The 15401-nt window shown below is 71.8% G+C and carries 12 protein-coding genes; 7 read left to right on the top strand and 5 right to left on the bottom strand.

Annotated features, from left to right (window positions below; all coding sequences use genetic code 11):
- Positions 1–21: 21 nt before the first annotated feature.
- From WME97_RS24880 to hisS, 3 genes are read right to left on the bottom strand one after another with little or no spacing between them, the layout of a single operon-like run.
- Positions 22–633 (bottom strand): COMM domain-containing protein, encoded by a 612-nt coding sequence (locus tag WME97_RS24880; protein ID WP_437540583.1) that lies wholly within the window; start codon positions 631–633, stop codon positions 22–24.
- Positions 630–2414 (bottom strand): hypothetical protein, encoded by a 1785-nt coding sequence (locus WME97_RS24875; protein WP_437540581.1) that lies wholly within the window; start codon positions 2412–2414, stop codon positions 630–632. Before WME97_RS24875 ends, WME97_RS24880 begins: the two co-directional genes overlap by 4 nt.
- Entirely contained in the window at positions 2411–3697 is a 1287-nt protein-coding gene (gene hisS, locus WME97_RS24870; protein ID WP_437540579.1) for a histidine--tRNA ligase, read from the bottom strand. The genes WME97_RS24875 and hisS overlap by 4 nt, the downstream gene beginning before the upstream one ends.
- Positions 3698–3811: 114 nt before the next feature.
- Between hisS and ruvX the strand changes: the two genes are divergently transcribed.
- Positions 3812–4234, top strand: a complete 423-nt coding sequence (gene ruvX, locus WME97_RS24865) for a Holliday junction resolvase RuvX (protein WP_437540578.1) — start codon at positions 3812–3814, stop codon at positions 4232–4234.
- A 7-nt stretch (positions 4235–4241) separates the two neighbouring features.
- Here the strand turns inward: ruvX and WME97_RS24860 are convergent, their stop codons facing one another.
- Positions 4242–5810, bottom strand: coding sequence for a serine/threonine-protein kinase (locus WME97_RS24860; RefSeq protein WP_437540576.1), 1569 nt, complete (start codon positions 5808–5810; stop codon positions 4242–4244).
- Between the two features lie 358 nt (positions 5811–6168).
- On the opposite strand from WME97_RS24860, the gene rpsO reads away from it, so the two are divergent.
- The 5 genes from rpsO to WME97_RS24835 all read left to right on the top strand — a co-directional run bounded on the left by rpsO (position 6169) and on the right by WME97_RS24835 (position 14021).
- Positions 6169–6435: a 30S ribosomal protein S15 gene (gene rpsO, locus WME97_RS24855; protein WP_272093461.1), complete on the top strand. Its 267-nt coding sequence runs from the start codon at positions 6169–6171 to the stop codon at positions 6433–6435.
- A 555-nt stretch (positions 6436–6990) separates the two neighbouring features.
- Entirely contained in the window at positions 6991–9264 is a 2274-nt protein-coding gene (gene pnp, locus WME97_RS24850; protein WP_437555287.1) for a polyribonucleotide nucleotidyltransferase, read from the top strand.
- Between the two features lie 290 nt (positions 9265–9554).
- Positions 9555–10982 carry a pyruvate kinase gene (pyk, locus tag WME97_RS24845; RefSeq protein WP_437555285.1) on the top strand — a complete coding sequence of 476 codons (1428 nt, stop codon included), beginning with the start codon at positions 9555–9557 and terminating at the stop codon, positions 10980–10982.
- Complete coding sequence (locus tag WME97_RS24840; protein ID WP_437555283.1) at positions 10979–12895, top strand: serine/threonine-protein kinase; 1917 nt, start codon at positions 10979–10981, stop codon at positions 12893–12895. Before pyk ends, WME97_RS24840 begins: the two co-directional genes overlap by 4 nt.
- Before the next feature lie 85 nt (positions 12896–12980).
- On the top strand, positions 12981–14021 hold the full coding sequence (locus WME97_RS24835; protein WP_437555282.1) for a hypothetical protein: 1041 nt from the start codon (positions 12981–12983) through the stop codon (positions 14019–14021).
- A gap of 18 nt (positions 14022–14039) precedes the next feature.
- On the opposite strand, the gene WME97_RS24830 is transcribed toward WME97_RS24835, so the two are convergent.
- Entirely contained in the window at positions 14040–14798 is a 759-nt protein-coding gene (locus tag WME97_RS24830; protein ID WP_437555280.1) for a class I SAM-dependent methyltransferase, read from the bottom strand.
- 96 nt (positions 14799–14894) lie between these two features.
- Between WME97_RS24830 and WME97_RS24825 the strand changes: the two genes are divergently transcribed.
- The gene (locus WME97_RS24825) at positions 14895–15392 is read left to right on the top strand and encodes a hypothetical protein (RefSeq protein ID WP_437555278.1); all 498 of its coding nucleotides are present in this window, start codon (positions 14895–14897) and stop codon (positions 15390–15392) included.
- Positions 15393–15401: the final 9 nt, after the last annotated feature.

Raw genomic sequence — 15401 nt, 5'->3', positions numbered from 1 at the left:
CGCCGTCCACGCGGCGCGCGATCAGCCGAGGAGCTGCGCGCAGATCTGCTGGAGCTCCCGCAGCACGTCCGGGGTGGCTTGCAAGGTGATCCGGGAGCGGTGCTCGCCCTCCTGGTAGCTCAGCGTGAGCACGACGACGGGCGCCGCGATCTTCGCCCCGCGGCTCGCGGCCGCGATCGTGTCGACGCGCCAGTCGACGCCGGTGAGCAGCTTGCCGTGGTCGAGCAGCGCGCCGCGCACGATCTCCCGCCGCACGACCGCTCGGGCCTGGTCGTAGCCGGCGAGCAGGATCGCCTGGAGCTCCTCGGCGCCCTCGCCCGGCGCGAGCGCCGCGAGGTCGGCCGCGAGCGCGGCGCGGTCGAGGTCACGCTTGCTCGCCTCGCGGACGAGGAATCGGCACGCCTTGAGCACGCGCGCGAGCGCCTCGGAGCCGACCTCGTGGCGGCGGCAGAACGCGTCGAGGAGCCGCTCCACGGCGGCGGGCACCGGCTCGCCAAGGCTGGGCCCGAGCGCCTCCCAGAGGCGCTGCCGCGCGCCCTCGGGCAGCTCCAGGAGCCGGCGCAGGTCGGCGGCGAGCTCCGGGGGCGGCGGCGCACCGCCGAGGCAGCGGAGCTCGGCACCGCGCGGGCTCACTTGCTCAGCTGGATCGGGACGTAGAGCGCCCGCATCGTCGCCGCCGTGCCCGCGCGCGTGTACCCGGCGAGGCCGAACAGGACGTTCCACCAGTGACCTTCCGGGGTCTCGCCGTACGAGAACAGGGGGACGAGGTGGAACTCCCACTCCTTGCCGTTCCGCACCCGGTGCTCCCGGTACACGGTGTTGAGCGCGACCTGCGTCACCGAGTTTGGATCCGCGAACCGGAAGAAGAACGGCAGGGCCACCGTGGTGCGCGACGTCGGCGACGCGAAGTCCCAGAGGAACGGCGCGACGACGAGGTGCGTCGAGTCGCGGTTCCTCCCCGAGTAGAAGAACGGATAGATGTCCGTCTCCCAGCCTGTGAGATCCCGCGTGTGCCGCACGAGCGGCGTGAGCCAGGTGGTGTCGCTCAACCCGTGGCGCTTGAAGCGGCCATAGAACGGGAAGAGCACGAGATCATCGCTGCGCGGCGAGGTGTTCCGGTAATAGAACGGGAGCAGGAACGTCCGCTCGAGATCGATGGACGGATCACGGTATTGCCAGAAGAGCGGCGTGATCATGTCGAGCTCCGTCCGCCCTCGGTAGCGAGCGTAGCCCCAGGTCGCGAAGGTGCTCTCGCCCTCCTCGCCGCGCGCCTTCAGGAAGAGCGGCGTGATGAGCAGGCTCTTGTTGCCCTCGTACCCGTAGTGGAAGAACGGGAACAGCGTCGTGCGATCGTGGTTCTTGCCCCAGCTGTGCCAGTAGAAGGGCATGATGTTGAACACGTCGCCCTTGCGGGAGTGCTGCCACATCAGCGGGCCCCACACGTTCGTGGAGCGGTCTCCGACGTCGCTGTAGTGGTAGTAGTGCAGGAGCGGCGGGATGACCTCGTACTCGCTGCTCTCGTCGTGGCCGTAGAAGTAGAGGGGGGCCAGGCCGAGATCGATCTTGTCGGCAGAGCGCGTGTCGCACGCGGGGCCGCCCTTCCAGCTGCAGAAGAGGGGGCCGATCAGGTTGAAGCCGCTCCGCGCCGTGTGGTGCGTGAAGGTCAGCAGGGGAGGGATGTGGAAGTAGCCGCTCCCGTCGTCGCGCTTGCCCTCGAAGAAGAGCGGCGCGAGCCAGTTGTCGTGCCGGCCCGGCTCTGCCTTCCGCCCCGGGCTCGCGGGGCGACCCTCGGACTCGCGGTGCATGAACGGGCCGACGATCGTCGTGTACGTGTTCTCGTCGCGGAGCTTCCAGAAGAAGGGGAAGAGCACGTCGGCGTCGACGTCCTTGCTCCGGCGGTTGTAGTAGAGCGGCGTCACCATCGTGGCGCGGTCGCCGGGCATCCGGCGCTCCGCCCACAGGGGGAAGACCGTCCTGAACTGGTAGCTGCCGCTCCGCTCGCTGTAATAGGGGCCGTACCAGTCGCGCTGGATCTCCTCGGCGCGCCCGCGCTCCCACTCGCCGACGTCGTTCGTGCCGATCTGCTTCTTGACCGCGGGCGGCACCGCCAGCGGGTCCTCTGGCAGGGTCGGCTCCTGGGTCTGGATCGGGCTCTCCTCGGACGTCGGCGCCGCGTGCGTCTCCGGCGTGCCGGGCGGCGGCTTCGGCGGCGCGCTCGCGGGCGGCGGCTGCGTCATGCCGGGCTGGCCGAAGCCGAGCTGCGCCGCCGCCACGGACGGCGCGGCGAGCGCGGCCAGCGCCGCGGCGAGCGACAGCGCCGATCCCGCGCGCCGAGCGCGGCCCCGCCCCTCGCCCGCCGGCGCGCCGCGCGCGCCTCCCGAGCAGCCCTGCGCTCCCATCGCCTCGGAGGTCAACGCGCTCCCCGCTGGCCGCCGGGCGACGCCTCGAGGGCCCGATCCGCGAGCACGCGCGCCGCACCCTCCAGCGGGATCTCCTCCTGCACGTGCGCCACCAGATCCTTGATCTGGAGCACGCCGCGCTCGATCTCCGCGTCACCCAGGATCACGCAGAGCCGCGCGCCGAGGGAGTCGGCGCGCCGGAGCATCGCCTTGAGCCGCCCGCCGCGCCCGTCGAGCTCGACCGGGACGCCGAGCGCGCGCAGCTGCTTCGCCAGCACGAGCGCCTGATCCGCGCCGCTCTGGCCGAGCGGGGCGAGGAAGCAGCCAGGCCTCCGGCGGGGCGAGGCGCCGGGCATCATCGTGAGCAGCCGCTCCATCCCCATCGCGAAGCCGATCGCGGGCACGCTCGGCCCGCCGAGCCCCGCGACCATGGCGTCGTAGCGGCCGCCGCCCGCGAGCGTGCTCTGGGCGCCGAGATCGCCCGCGGTCGCCTTCACCTCGAAGAGCGTGCGCGTGTAGTAGTCGAGCCCCCGCACGAGCGACCGATCGACGACGTAGTTCACGCCGAGCACGTCGAGGCAGCGGCGCACGCCTTCCCAGTGCGCCCGGTCCGCGTCGTCGAGCAGGTCGAGGATCGACGGCGCGTTGCGCGACACCTCGTGATCGCGCTGGTCCTTCGAGTCGAGGATGCGCAGGGGGTTCTTCTCCAGGCGGCGCTGCGAGTCCTCGCTGAGCTCGGCCTTGCGCGGCGTGTAGTGGGCGAGCAGCGCCTCGCGGTAGCGCTCGCGCGTGCCCGCGCTGCCGAGCGAGTTCACGTGGACCACGAACTCGCCGACCCCGATGTGCTGCAGGAAGCCGGCGACGAGGTCGATCGTCTCGGCGTCGCAGAGCGGCCCGGGATCGCCGAAGAGCTCGCAGCCGGCCTGGTAGAACTGGCGGTAGCGCCCCTTCGCCGGCCGCTCGCCGCGGAACATCGGGCCGAGGTAGTACCAGCGGGTGACCGGCTCCTTCGCGTGGACCGCGTGCTCGACGTAGGCGCGCGCGGCGCCCGCGGTGCCCTCGGGGCGGACGGTGAGGTGATCGCCGTGGCGTTCGAAGGAGTACATCTCCTTCTCGACCACGTCCGTCGTCTCGCCCATCTGGTGCCGGAAGAGCTCCGTCGGCTCGAGCAGCGGCGTGCGCACCTCGGCATAGCCGTGGAGCTCCGCGTGGAGGCGGAAGGCCCCCTCGAGCTTGTGCCAGCGCTCCACCTCTTCGGGGAGGATGTCGTTCATCCCCCGTACCGCGCGCAGTTCCATCGCGCGGCGCTTATGGTCGGTGCTGGCGAGCGGGTCAAGCCGGTCGGATGCTTCCCGGTTACGCTCGGGTCTCGCCGGCGCGTCGCCCGAGGACTATGGGGTCTTTCCAGAGGCATGGCGAAGGCGAAGGCACGCGCTGCGGCGATCGATCTTGGGAAGGCCCGCGTGGGCGTGGCGGTGACCGACGAGCTCGGGCTCTACGCGCACCCGCGGCCGCTGCTCGACGGGCGAAACCGGAAGGCGCTCCTGGAGGCCCTTGCGGCGCTCGCTCGGGACGAAGGCATCACCCGGTTCGTCGTGGGGCTGCCGCTCGAGATGAACGGGGACGAGGGGCCTGCCGCGCGGCGGGCGGTGGCCTTCGCGCAGGCGCTGGCGGACGCGGCCGGCGTCGAGGTGGAGCTCGTCGACGAGCGGCTGACGACGGTCGAGGCGGCACGGCGGCTGCGCGACGGGGGCGTCTCGGGGCGGAAGAGCAAGGAGCGCGTCGACGGGGCGGCGGCCGCGCTGCTGCTCCAGGCGTGGCTGGACCGGCGCTAGGGCGGAGCTACCGGCTCTCGCTGCGGAGCAAGAGGTACGCGCCGGCCGCGCCGACCGCGCCGACCGCGAACAGCACGACGTCCCACATGGGCCACGCGACGCCGGCCGCGCGCCGGAGGACGACGGCCTCCACCACCCGCACGAGCAGCGACGCGAAGCCGTACGCGCACAGGCCGACCACGATCGGACGGCGCAGGTTGTCGGCCAGATCGACCGCCTTCATGCTGTTGTTCCAGACGGTCTTGCGCACGTGGCTCGCGCTGATCAGCGCGGGGGTGATCAGCGCGAAGCCGATCCCGGACGCGAGCAGGACGGCCTCGAGGCCCGTCAGGTTGTCGGTCACCTGGCCGCCGCGTGACAGGCGGATGATCGCGGTGACCAGCGTGACCAGGCTGCCGGCGACCCAGAAGAGGCCGAGCGCGAAGAGCAGCAGGATGAGCGGCCTCGCCATGCTCACCTGCTGCGCCTGGCGGAGCTGCATCGTCGGCGCCACGCGCGGCGCCGACGGCATCGACACGCGCGGCCCGGGCGACCCGGGGGCGTCGAGCTCCTTGGGCTCGGCCTCGCTTGTGTCGTAGAGCGCGAGCTCCGCGTCGAGCTCCTCCATCGTCTGGTACCGATGGCTGGGCTCCTTCGCCATGGCCCGCTGGATGATCATCTCGAGCGGCTCGGGGATGCTCGGCTCGAGCGAGCGCGGGCGGGGCGGGTCCTCGGTGAGGACCGCGGTGAGCGTCGCGGTCGGATCGTTGCGGTCGAACGGGCGGCTGCCGGTGAGGGCGCAGTAGAGGATCGCGCCGACGGCGTAGATGTCCGCCCGGTGATCGACGCGCTCGCCGCGGGCCTGCTCCGGCGCCATGTACGAGGGCGTGCCCATGATCATGCCGGTCTGCGTGAGCGCGGCGCCCGGCGCGTCGTCGACCTTGGAGATGCCGAAGTCGATCACCTTGGCCGTCGGCATCGCGAGGTCGCCGGTGAGGAACACGTTCTCCGGCTTCATGTCGCGGTGCACCACGCCCTTCGCGTGGGCCGCGGCGAGCGCCTTGCAGATCTGCCGGACGATCCGCACGGCGGGGCCGGTCTTCATCTTGCCGGCCTCGTTGAGGTAGTCGGCGAGCTCCTTGCCTTCGAGGAACTCGTTCACGAGGAACGGACGGCCCTCCGCGGTGCGGTGGACGTCGAAGACGGTGACGACGTACGGGCTCTGCACCGCGGCCGCGGCCTCGGCCTCGCGCTGGAAGCGCGAGATCACCTGGGGCTGCCGCGCGAACTCCGGGTGCAGCATCTTGATGGCGAACCGCTTGCTGGAGATCCGCGTGTGGCGCGCCTCGTAGACGCGCCCCATGCCGCCCTCGCCGACGACGCGCACGACCGTGTACGTCTCGTTGAGCGTCTTGCCGACGAGGTCGTCGCGGACCGCGTCGTCCTCCGACTCGTCGAGCGTCGCGGCGTCGCGCGGGCAAACCCTGAACTCGGCCGGGTACCGGACCCCGCAGGTGGGGCAGACCTTGGGGGTCGAGTTGTCGCTCCCGGTGGTCGGGAGCGCCGTGGCGGAAGCGGAAGAGGAGAGGCTCGTCATCGCGTTCGCGATATGAAGGTCCGACTGCGAGCCGCGCGCGTCCGACTGCGCTCGGGAGGCTTCGTCGGGGGGCCGGATGGTGCCGGGCATCGCCGACCGAGGGTAACCAATCGGCCGTTCTGGGGGTGACAAATCGCGCGGCCGTGTCGACCGCGTTGACGGACCGAGGCACCTGCGTATACTCGCGCGCTCCTCAGCTCACTGGCCTGAACTTCGCGGGCTCCCGCCGCTACGGGCGTGGGGCTCACATTCAGGCGTCACTTGGCCAGCCGCCGGTCCCGTTCTTCCGTTTTCTCCGGAGAGGACGAGCCGGCCCGGACGCTCGGTAGCGCACCGGCAGGGCCATGGAGAGCCAGCCATGCTGCACTCGGTTCAGAAGACGGACATCATCCAGAAGTACGCGATCCACGACGGCGACACCGGGTCGCCGGAGGTCCAGATCGCCCTCCTCAGCGAGCGGATCAACCAGCTGCAGGAGCACTTCCGCACGCACCAGAAGGACCACCACTCCCGCCGCGGCCTGCTGAAGCTGGTGAGCCAGCGCCGCCGGCAGCTCGACTACCTGAAGCGCGTCGACATCGAGCGCTACCGCGGCCTCATCAGCCGCCTCAACCTCCGCAAGTAGCGCGATCCTCGGGCCGATCAGGCCCGAGGTCCCGGCGCGAGGCGTGCGCCGCACGCCCGCGCCGCGCGAGAGCAGGCGACCTCGCCTGCCGTCGGCCCGCTGGGCCTGTCTGTCCCACCTGCTGCTTCACCCCACAACCGGCGGTTTCCCCCAGCGGCTCGTCCGCGTGTGATCGGTCCTGCTCGCAGCCCGCACGCGCGCGGTCCGCCTCATCCGCGGCTCCGCGCGCGCCTTTCTGCACAAGCACCCCTGCGCGCGCGGCCGTTCCGGTCCCTTCCGTTCGGGAGGTTTTGCGGGACGCACCCCTGAACGCCTGCGTTTTGCGCTGGCGAGAGTGGAGCGGACGCTCTAAGGAGGTCACTCATTGACCACGGACCGGCGGGGCGATCGGGCCTCGCCGTTCCCGAGCGCGGGCTCCGCGCGTCTTCGTCTTCGCTTCGTGCGCAGCAGGTCGGCTCCTGCGCAGGAACCGAGGAAGAAGAGCAGCCCCTCGCGCTCGGCGTAGCGCCGCACGCAGCGGCCCTCGCGATCGCGCGAGAGAGAGCTGAAATCCCAATGTTCGTTCGTGAATCCGTCATGGTGGGCGGCCGTGCCCTCACCCTCGAGACCGGCCGCCTGGCCAAGCAGGCTCACGGGGCCGTGCTCGTCACCTACGGCGATACGATGGTGCTCGTGACCGCCGTCTCGCAAGACGAGCGGCCGGGCCTCGACTTCTTCCCCCTCACCTGTGAGTTCGTCGAGAAGACGTACGCCGCCGGCAAGATCCCCGGCGGCTTCTTCAAACGCGAGGCGCGCCAGCGCGAGGAGGAGATCCTCTCGAGCCGCCTCATGGATCGCCCGCTCCGCCCCCTCTTCCCGGAGGGCTTCAAGCGGGACACGCAGATCATCGCGACCGTCCTCTCCAGCGACAAGCAGAACAAGGCGGACGTCCTCGCCCTGACGGGGGCGAGCGCCGCGCTGCACATCTCGGACATCCCCTGGCACGGGCCGGTCGTGGGCGTGCGCGTCGGCCGGCTCGACGGCGAGTTCGTGGCGTACCCCACGGTCGCCGACATCGAGCGCTGCGACATCGATCTCGTCGTCGCCTGCTCGCGCGACGCGATCGTGATGGTCGAGGGCGGCGCCGCGGAGGCGACCGAGGCGGAGATCATCGACGCGCTGATGTTCGCGCACGAGACCGCGCAGCCGGTCATCGATCTGATCGAGAAGATGCGCGCCGCGGTGGGCAAGCCGAAGCGCGAGTTCGTCGCGCCGGCGCTGCCGGACGAGATCAAGCGGCGCGTCGCCCAGATCGTCGACGAGGACCTGAAGGCCGCGACGAAGGTGACCGACAAGAAGGCGCGCTACGACGGCTACAGCTCGCTCAAGAAGAAGCTGACCGAGACGCTGAGCGCCGAGCTCGGCGCCGAGAAGCTCCTGCCCCTCCAGGGGCTCGTGAAGGCGGAGTTCGAGGAGCGCAAGGCGCACGTCGTCCGCACCTACGTGACCGAGGAGGGCAGGCGCATCGACGGCCGCGACGGCAGGAGCATCCGGCCGATCATGTGCGAGGTCGGCCTGCTCCCGCGCGTGCACGGCAGCGCCCTGTTCCAGCGCGGCGAGACGCAGGCGATCGTCACGACGACGCTCGGCACCTCGACCGACGAGCAGAAGATTGACGGCCTGATGGGGGAGACGTGGAAGCGCTTCTACCTCCACTACAACTTCCCCCCCTTCTCGACGGGCGAGACGAAGCCGCTCCGCGGCCCCGGCCGGCGCGAGATCGGCCATGGCGCGCTCGCCGAGCGCGCGCTCTCCCGGATGATCCCGGCGCCGGATCAGTTCCCGTACACGATCCGCATCGTGTCGGAGACGCTCGAGTCGAACGGCTCGTCGTCGATGGCGGCCGTCTGCGGCGGGTGCCTCTCGCTCATGGACGCGGGCGTGCCGATCAAGTCGCCCGTCGCGGGCATCGCGATGGGCCTCATCATGGAGGGCCAGCGCTACGCGGTGCTCTCGGACATCCTCGGCGACGAGGATCACCTCGGTGACATGGACTTCAAGGTCTGCGGCACCGCGCGCGGCGTGACCGCGATCCAGATGGACATCAAGATCGCGGGCCTGAGCCGGCAGATCCTGGCGCAGGCGCTGGATCAGGCGCGCGAGGGGCGGCTCCACATCCTGGGCAAGATGCTCGAGACGCTGCCGACCACGCGGCCCGAGCTCAGCCAGTACGCGCCGCGGATCACCACGGTGCGCGTCAAGCCCGACCAGATCCGGCTGATCATCGGCCCCGGCGGCAAGACCATCAAGGGCATCGTCGACCAGACCGGCGTCGCGATCGACGTCGAGGACGACGGCACGGTGAACGTCGCGTCGGCCGACTCCGACGCGGTGAAGAGGGCGCTCGACATCATCAAGGGCCTGACGGCCGAGCCCGAGGTCGGCGCGACCTACAAGGGGACGGTCAAGCGCATCACCGACTTCGGCGCCTTCGTCGAGATCCTCCCGAACACCGACGGCCTGCTGCACATCTCGGAGATGGCGCACACGCGCGTCGAGCGCGTCGAGGACGTCCTCAAGGAGGGAGATTCGCTCGACGTGAAGGTGTTGAGCGTCGATCGTGAGGGGAAGATCCGGCTGAGCCGGCGCGAGCTCCTCCCGCTCCCGGAAGGCGAAGAGGGCGATCGGGCGCGCGAGCGCATGGCGCAGGCGCGCGACGCCGGCCCGCCGCCGCGGCGCGATGGGCCGGGCGGGCGAGGCGGCGATCGCGGCGGCGATCGCGGATCGCGGCCCGGCATGGAGCGCGATCGTGGCGGGCCGCCGCGCGAGCGCCGAGAGCGCCGCTCCTAGTCACAAGACCTCAAGGCGGGACCTCATGCCGCGCTGCGGCGCGCGCCCGATCCATCCCGCCGCTCACTCCCCCTCCGAGAGATCTCCGATTCGCAGCGATCCGCGGCCCTGCGCGCCGATCGCTGCTGCGCACGGCCGGACGCCGCGCTCCGCTGCTGCGTTGACGCGCGCGGGCGCCGCGCCGCGCAGCGGCTCATTTCCCAGCTGCTTTGTTGGAATCCGGTGAAGTCCGCATGGCCCGTTCACAATCAGGGTAGTGTCGCGACCCCTGCTCGTGGCATGCTCCGCCCGTGCTCGTACGCAGAGCGAAAATCGTCTGTACCATTGGCCCTTCGTGTGACTCTCAAACGACGCTGGAGCAGCTTATCCGCGCCGGTATGGATGTCGCTCGACTCAACTTCTCTCACGGCTCGCATGAGGATCATGGCAAAGCAATCGCCACGGTCCGTGCGGCTGCGGAGGCATGCGGGAAGCCTGTGGCTATCCTGCAGGACCTCTGCGGCCCGAAGATCCGAGCCGGTCGCTTCCCCGGCAACACCTTCGAGGTGGCTGACGGGGCTTCGGTCACCCTGATCGAGGCGAACAGGGACAGCCCTGTCGCGACGCCCGGCGAGATCCCGATCCTCTACGAGGGGCTCGCGTCCGATCTGCAGGCCGGCGACGTCATCCTGCTCGACGACGGCCGCGTCGTCGTCACCGTGACCAAGGTCGAAGGGGAGCGCGTCCACGCCGGCGTGACGCAGGGCGGACGCCTGCGCGATCGCGTCGGCGTGCACCTGCCCGCGAGGCGCGTGCGCATCTCGGCCCTCACCGAGAAGGACAAGGCCGACCTGAGCTTCGGTCTCGCGCAGGGGGTCGATTACGTCGCCCTCTCGTTCGTGCGCAACGCGGACGAGGTCCGGCACGTGCGCGACATCTGCGAGGCCTGGGGTCGCCCGACGCCGATCGTCTCGAAGATCGAGACGCCAGGCGCCATCGACAACCTCGAGTCGATCATCCTCGCCTCGGACGGGGTCATGGTGGCGCGCGGCGACCTCGGCGTGGAGTTCAACCCGGAGCGAGTGCCGATCATCCAGCGCGAGATCCTCGGCCTCGCGCGCGTGCACCAGAAGCCGGTCATCGTCGCGACCGAGATGCTCCAGTCGATGGTCACCGCGACGCGCCCGACGCGCGCCGAGGCGAGCGACGTGGCGACGGCCGTCTTCGACGGCACCGACGCGGTCATGCTCTCGCAGGAGACCGCGACCGGCGCGCACCCGCCGCTCGTCGTGCGGATGATGGCCCGCATCGTCACCGAGGCCGAGCAGAGCTCGTTCTACCGGTATCTCTCGAGCGAGCAGCCCGGCCAGCGCGCCAACGTCCCGGAGGCGACCGCGCGCGCCGCGTGCGACATCGCGAAGGACATCGGCGCGAAGCTCATCATCGCGTTCACCGAGAGCGGCCTCACCGCGCGGTACGCGTCGAAGGCGCGCCCCGTGGTGCCGATCGTCGCCTTCTCGCCGAACGACACGACGCGCCGGCGGCTCGCGTTGCTCTGGGGCGTGGTGCCGTTCCCCGTCGACGCGCTCCGGAACTCGGACGAGATGATCGAGCGCGCCACCGGGTACCTGCTTGCGAACGGCCTCGTCTCGCCGGGCGACAAGCTCGTCACCATCTTCGGCGCTCCCGTCGGCGTCTCGGGGTCGACCAACACGATTCGGGTGAAGGTCGTTGAATGAGCCTGCCCGCCCGCGATAGGGGCTCGTCGGGCGAGCAGGAATCCCTCTCCAGAAACGCGGGCGCAGAAGTCCTCCCGAAGCTCGAGAAATACGAGCTGATCGAGGAGCTAGGCCACGGCGGGATGGCCACGGTCTACCGCGCCCGCGACCCGCGGCTCCGCCGCGAGGTCGCCGTCAAGATCATCCACAAGCACCTCCGGGAGAACGCGGAGGTCGGCACCCGCTTCGTCGCCGAGGCGCGCGCGGCGGCGAAGCTGCGCCACCCCGGCATCGTCGAGGTGTACGACGTCTCCAGCGAGCAGGACCGCGAGCGCTACCTCGTCGTCGAGCTGCTCCGCGGCGCCACGCTGCGCAAGATCCTGGGCGCCCACCGCGAGATGCCGGCCGAGATCGGCGCCGCGGTGGTGCTCGAGCTCTGCGACGCGCTGGAGCACGCGCACGCGTCGGGGATCATCCACCGCGACGTGAAGCCGGAGAACGTGCTCGTCGAGCTGCCCTCCGACCGTGCCGGCGAGAGCCGGGACGGCGCGAGCGTGGTGATCAAGCTCACCGACTTCGGCATCGCCAAGATCCTCGACGCTCAGGGCGTCACGTCGACGGGGCAGGTGCTCGGCTCTCCGGCGCACATGGCGCCGGAGCAGATCGAGGGCGGCGAGGTCGACGCGCGCACCGACGTGTTCGCGCTCGGGGTGCTCTTCTACGAGTGTCTCGTCGGGCACCTGCCGTTCGAAGGCAAGAACCCGGCGCAGGTGCTCCGCAAGGTGCTCGAGGGGATGTACCCGGAGGCCGAGCGCGAGCGAGCCACCGTGGGCGCGCGCTGGAGCCGGATCGTCGCGGGCGCCCTCGCGCACGACATCGCCGCCCGCCCGGCGACCCCTCGCGCGCTCGCGGATCAGATCAGGGCCGAGCTCACGGCGCTCGAGATCGCGGAGCCGCGCGCCGAGCTCGCCGCCTACTTCGCCGACCCGGCAGGCTACGCCGAGCGGCACGTCGCGCGGCTCGTCCCGCGCCTCGTGGCGCGCGCCGAGGCCGGCCGCAAGCGCGGCGACGTGCCCGGCGCGGCCGCCGACTACAACCGGGCGCTGGCCCTCGCGCCGAACGACCTCACCATCCTCAAGCGGCTCACGAAGCTGAACGCGAGCCGCAACCGGCAGAAGCTCGCGCTGCGCGCGCTGCTCGTCGCGCTGGGGTCGGTGGCGCTCGGCCTCGCTGCGTTCACGATCGCCCGCGCGCTCCGCGACCCGCCGCCGGTGGACGGGGACGCGCTCGCGGCGGCCGAGCCGCCGACGCCGCCGACGTCGGCGACGCCCATCGACGCCCTCATCCCGTCGCCGAACGTGCGCGCGGTCGCGCCGAGCGCCAGGGAGGTCGCGAGCGCGCCGCGGCCCCGCGCGCGGCCACCGTCGCCGCACATCCCGCCCTCGGCCGCGCCGACGGGGGACGTTCCGGCGGTGCGCGACGTCGTCTTCCAGATCGTCCCGAGCGGCGCCAGGCTGGTGCTCGACGGCGTCGAGATCAGCTGGTTCGGCGCGAACAAGGTCACGCCCCTCAAGATCGGCACACACACCGTTCACATCAGCGTGCCGACCTCGCGGTGCTGCAAGCCGTACGCGGGCGTCATCTCGGTCGTGGCGCCGAAGCCCGGCGTCTCCGCGCCGCAGCGGATCATCCACAAGCTGGAGATCCTGCCCAGCACCGTCGTCCTGAGCGGCGCGCCGCCGAGCGCGCAGGTCGCGTGCCCGCAGATCGGCCTGATCGGCTACGCCGGCACCCCGCAGGCCGTGACCTTGAACGACGTCTCCTGGAGCGGGAGCTGCCTCTTCACGCCCGCGACGCCGGAGGCCGCGCCGCGCGTCGGCAACGTGACGCTGGTGGCCGGCGAGCCGAACACGGTTTCCTGGCCGTCCGGCTGACGGCATTGCCGTCATTGTGGCGTCCGCTCCGGAATTCTCAGCATCCCCGTCCAAACTCCGCTACATCACGGCGCACCCCTTCCGCATGGCTGCGCGAACTCCAGGCAGGAGATCTCCCGGCGCTCGCTTCCCATCGGTCGGGGGCTGCCGCGCCCTGCGCGCGCCGCGGCGCCTCGCGGCGGTGGCCGCCGCCGCCCTCGCGCTCTGCTTCGCGGCGCCGGCGCGCGCCGACGACGTGCAGCAGTTCGAGCTCGCCAAGACGCGCTTCGACGCCGGGCACTACGAGGAGGCCGTGAGCCGCTTCGCGGCGATGCTCGATCCCGCGAACGCGCCCTGCGAGCGCGGCCCGATCGAGGCGGAGGGCAAGCCGTGCAGGATCTCCGAGCCCGGCCTGGTCGAGCGGGCGCGCGGCCTCGCCGCCGCGGCGCTCGTGGCGCTGCGGCGCACGAGCGAGGCCGAGGCGTACATCGAGAAGATCCTCCTCGACAACCCGGTGTACTCGCCGAACCCGGCGGTGTTCCAGCCCGAGGTCATCGATCGGTTCACCGCGGTCCGGGCGCGCATCCGGGCGCGCATCGAGGAGGTGACGCGGCAGAAGGCCGAGGCGCAGCGCGCGGCGCGGCTGCGGGTCGAGCGGGGCCGCGAGGACGAGCGCCGCTGGGTCGCCGAGATCCATCGCCTCGCCGGGCGCGAGCGGGTCGTGGCGCAGAACTCCCGCTGGACCGCGATGCTGCCCTTCGGGGTGGGGCAGTTCCAGAACGGCGACGATGGGCTCGGGTGGTTCTTCCTGGTGAGCCAGGCCGTCGCCGGCGGGACCTCGATCGTCTCGGCGTTCGCGCTGGCCAGCTACGAGAACGTCGACGTCTCGCAGAGGCCCTCGGGGCAGAGCGTCGACATCGACGCGCTGAACAGCCGTATCGGGACCGCTGCCGCCGTCAACCGCGTGGCCTTCGGGGCGTTCGCGACGCTCGTCGCGGCCGGGATCGCCCACGCGCAGATCACGTTCGTCCCGGAGCGGGTCTCCTTCCGGACGCGCCCCGTGCCGCCGCCGCCGAGCTTCACCGCCGCGCCGACGATCTCCGTGGTCCCCGGCGGCATCGTCGCGGGGCTCACCGGACGGTTCTGACCGGGGGCGCCGCGCGGCTCACGCCTTCCGCGCGGCGGCGATCCAGAACCCGCCGAGCTGCGCGAGCGGCGTGTCGCACAGCGCCCACTCCGCCCTGTGCAGGAGGCGCCCGAGGCCCGGCACGCGCATCGCGGCCGCGAACGGCGTCACGATGCGCACCCCGCGCGAGGCGACGACGCGCACGCCGTCCGGCATCAGGGCGGCGGCGGCGCTCGGCGCGTCGAAGCGCGTGAAGACGGCGCTCTCCCGGGTCCTGTCGCTGATGGCGCCCGCCGGGCCGAGCCGCTTCACGAGCCCGCGCAGGCTGTAGGGGTTGTAGAACTCGGCGATCACGTGCCCGCCGGGCCGCACCACGCGCGCCATCTCCGACAGCGCGCGACGGACGTCCTCCACGTGGGCGAGCACCTTGAACGAGCACGCGACGTCGAAGCTCTCGTCGGCGAACGGCAGGTCGGTCGCGCTCCCCTCCACGACGTCGAGCCCGCGCTCCCTGGCGCGCTCGAGCATGCCGGGCGAGAGATCGACCCCGCGCGCGGCGCGCGCGAACGCGCCGATCCGCGCGAGCAGGAGCCCGGTCCCGCACCCCACCTCGAGCACGTCGCGGCCCTCGCCGAAGCGGCGCACGAAGTCGACCTCGAGCGCGTCGACGAGGTCGTGGTAGCCCCCGGGATCGCGCCCTCCGCGCCGGGCCTCGTAGCGCGCCGAGAACTCGTCGTAGTACGCCCGCGTCTCGCGCAGGTGCTCGTCCGTGCCGACCTCTACCGTCTGGGCTCCCATGGGCCCGCTATAGTACTCCGCGCCGCGGGCTGCCCGCGCTCCTTGCGCTCCTTGCGATTCACCGCGCCGGGCCGCATCTCTCCTGCGAGGTGACCCATGAAACCCGGCGACCATCCCGATTTCTTCCGCTTCGCGCCGCCCCCAGGGACCTCCCGCGAGAGCTCGATCCGGCTCGATCGCGAGGGCCGTTTCTGGCACGACGGCGCCCGGGTTGACCATCCGGCGATCGAGCGCGGGCTCCGGTCCTGGATCGGGCGGCACCCGGACGACGGCCGGCCGATCCTCACGAACGGCTACGACTGGTGTTACTTCCAGGTCGACGACGCGCCGCTCTTCGTCGACGCGCTCCGGATCGGCGAGGGCGGCGCGGTCTCGCTGCTCCTGTTCGACGGCACGGAGGAGCCGCTCGATCCGGCGACGCTCTCCCTCGGCGAGGACGGCGTCGTGTACGCGCGCGCCCGGAGCGGCGCGCTCGAGGCGCGCTTCTCGCGCCACGCGCAGACGCAGCTCGCCCCGTTGCTCGTCGAGGCCGAGCCGCCCACGCTCTGCGTCGGCGGGCGCGAGGTCACGCTGCCCCCGCGGGCCGCGCGCTAGCCCCGCGCG

The sequence above is a fragment of the Sorangium sp. So ce367 genome (genome assembly GCF_051520455.1).
GTDB classification, from domain to species: Bacteria; Myxococcota_A; Polyangia; order Polyangiales; family Polyangiaceae; genus Sorangium; species Sorangium cellulosum_B.
This window is presented reverse-complemented; position numbering and strand designations above follow the sequence as displayed.

Bases quoted from the DNA above. Each gene is read 5' to 3' on its own strand.
- WME97_RS24830 (WP_437555280.1), bottom strand. From the start codon at position 14,798: ATGGGAGCCCAGACGGTAGAGGTCGGCACGGACGAGCACCTGCGCGAG.
- WME97_RS24860 (WP_437540576.1), bottom strand. From the start codon at position 5,810: ATGACGAGCCTCTCCTCTTCCGCTTCCGCCACGGCGCTCCCGACCACC.
- WME97_RS24825 (WP_437555278.1), top strand. From the start codon at position 14,895: ATGAAACCCGGCGACCATCCCGATTTCTTCCGCTTCGCGCCGCCCCCA.
- ruvX (WP_437540578.1), top strand. From the start codon at position 3,812: ATGGCGAAGGCGAAGGCACGCGCTGCGGCGATCGATCTTGGGAAGGCC.
- rpsO (WP_272093461.1), top strand. From the start codon at position 6,169: ATGCTGCACTCGGTTCAGAAGACGGACATCATCCAGAAGTACGCGATC.
- WME97_RS24835 (WP_437555282.1), top strand. From the start codon at position 12,981: ATGGCTGCGCGAACTCCAGGCAGGAGATCTCCCGGCGCTCGCTTCCCA.
- hisS (WP_437540579.1), bottom strand. From the start codon at position 3,697: ATGGAACTGCGCGCGGTACGGGGGATGAACGACATCCTCCCCGAAGAG.
- WME97_RS24840 (WP_437555283.1), top strand. From the start codon at position 10,979: ATGAGCCTGCCCGCCCGCGATAGGGGCTCGTCGGGCGAGCAGGAATCC.
- pnp (WP_437555287.1), top strand. From the start codon at position 6,991: ATGTTCGTTCGTGAATCCGTCATGGTGGGCGGCCGTGCCCTCACCCTC.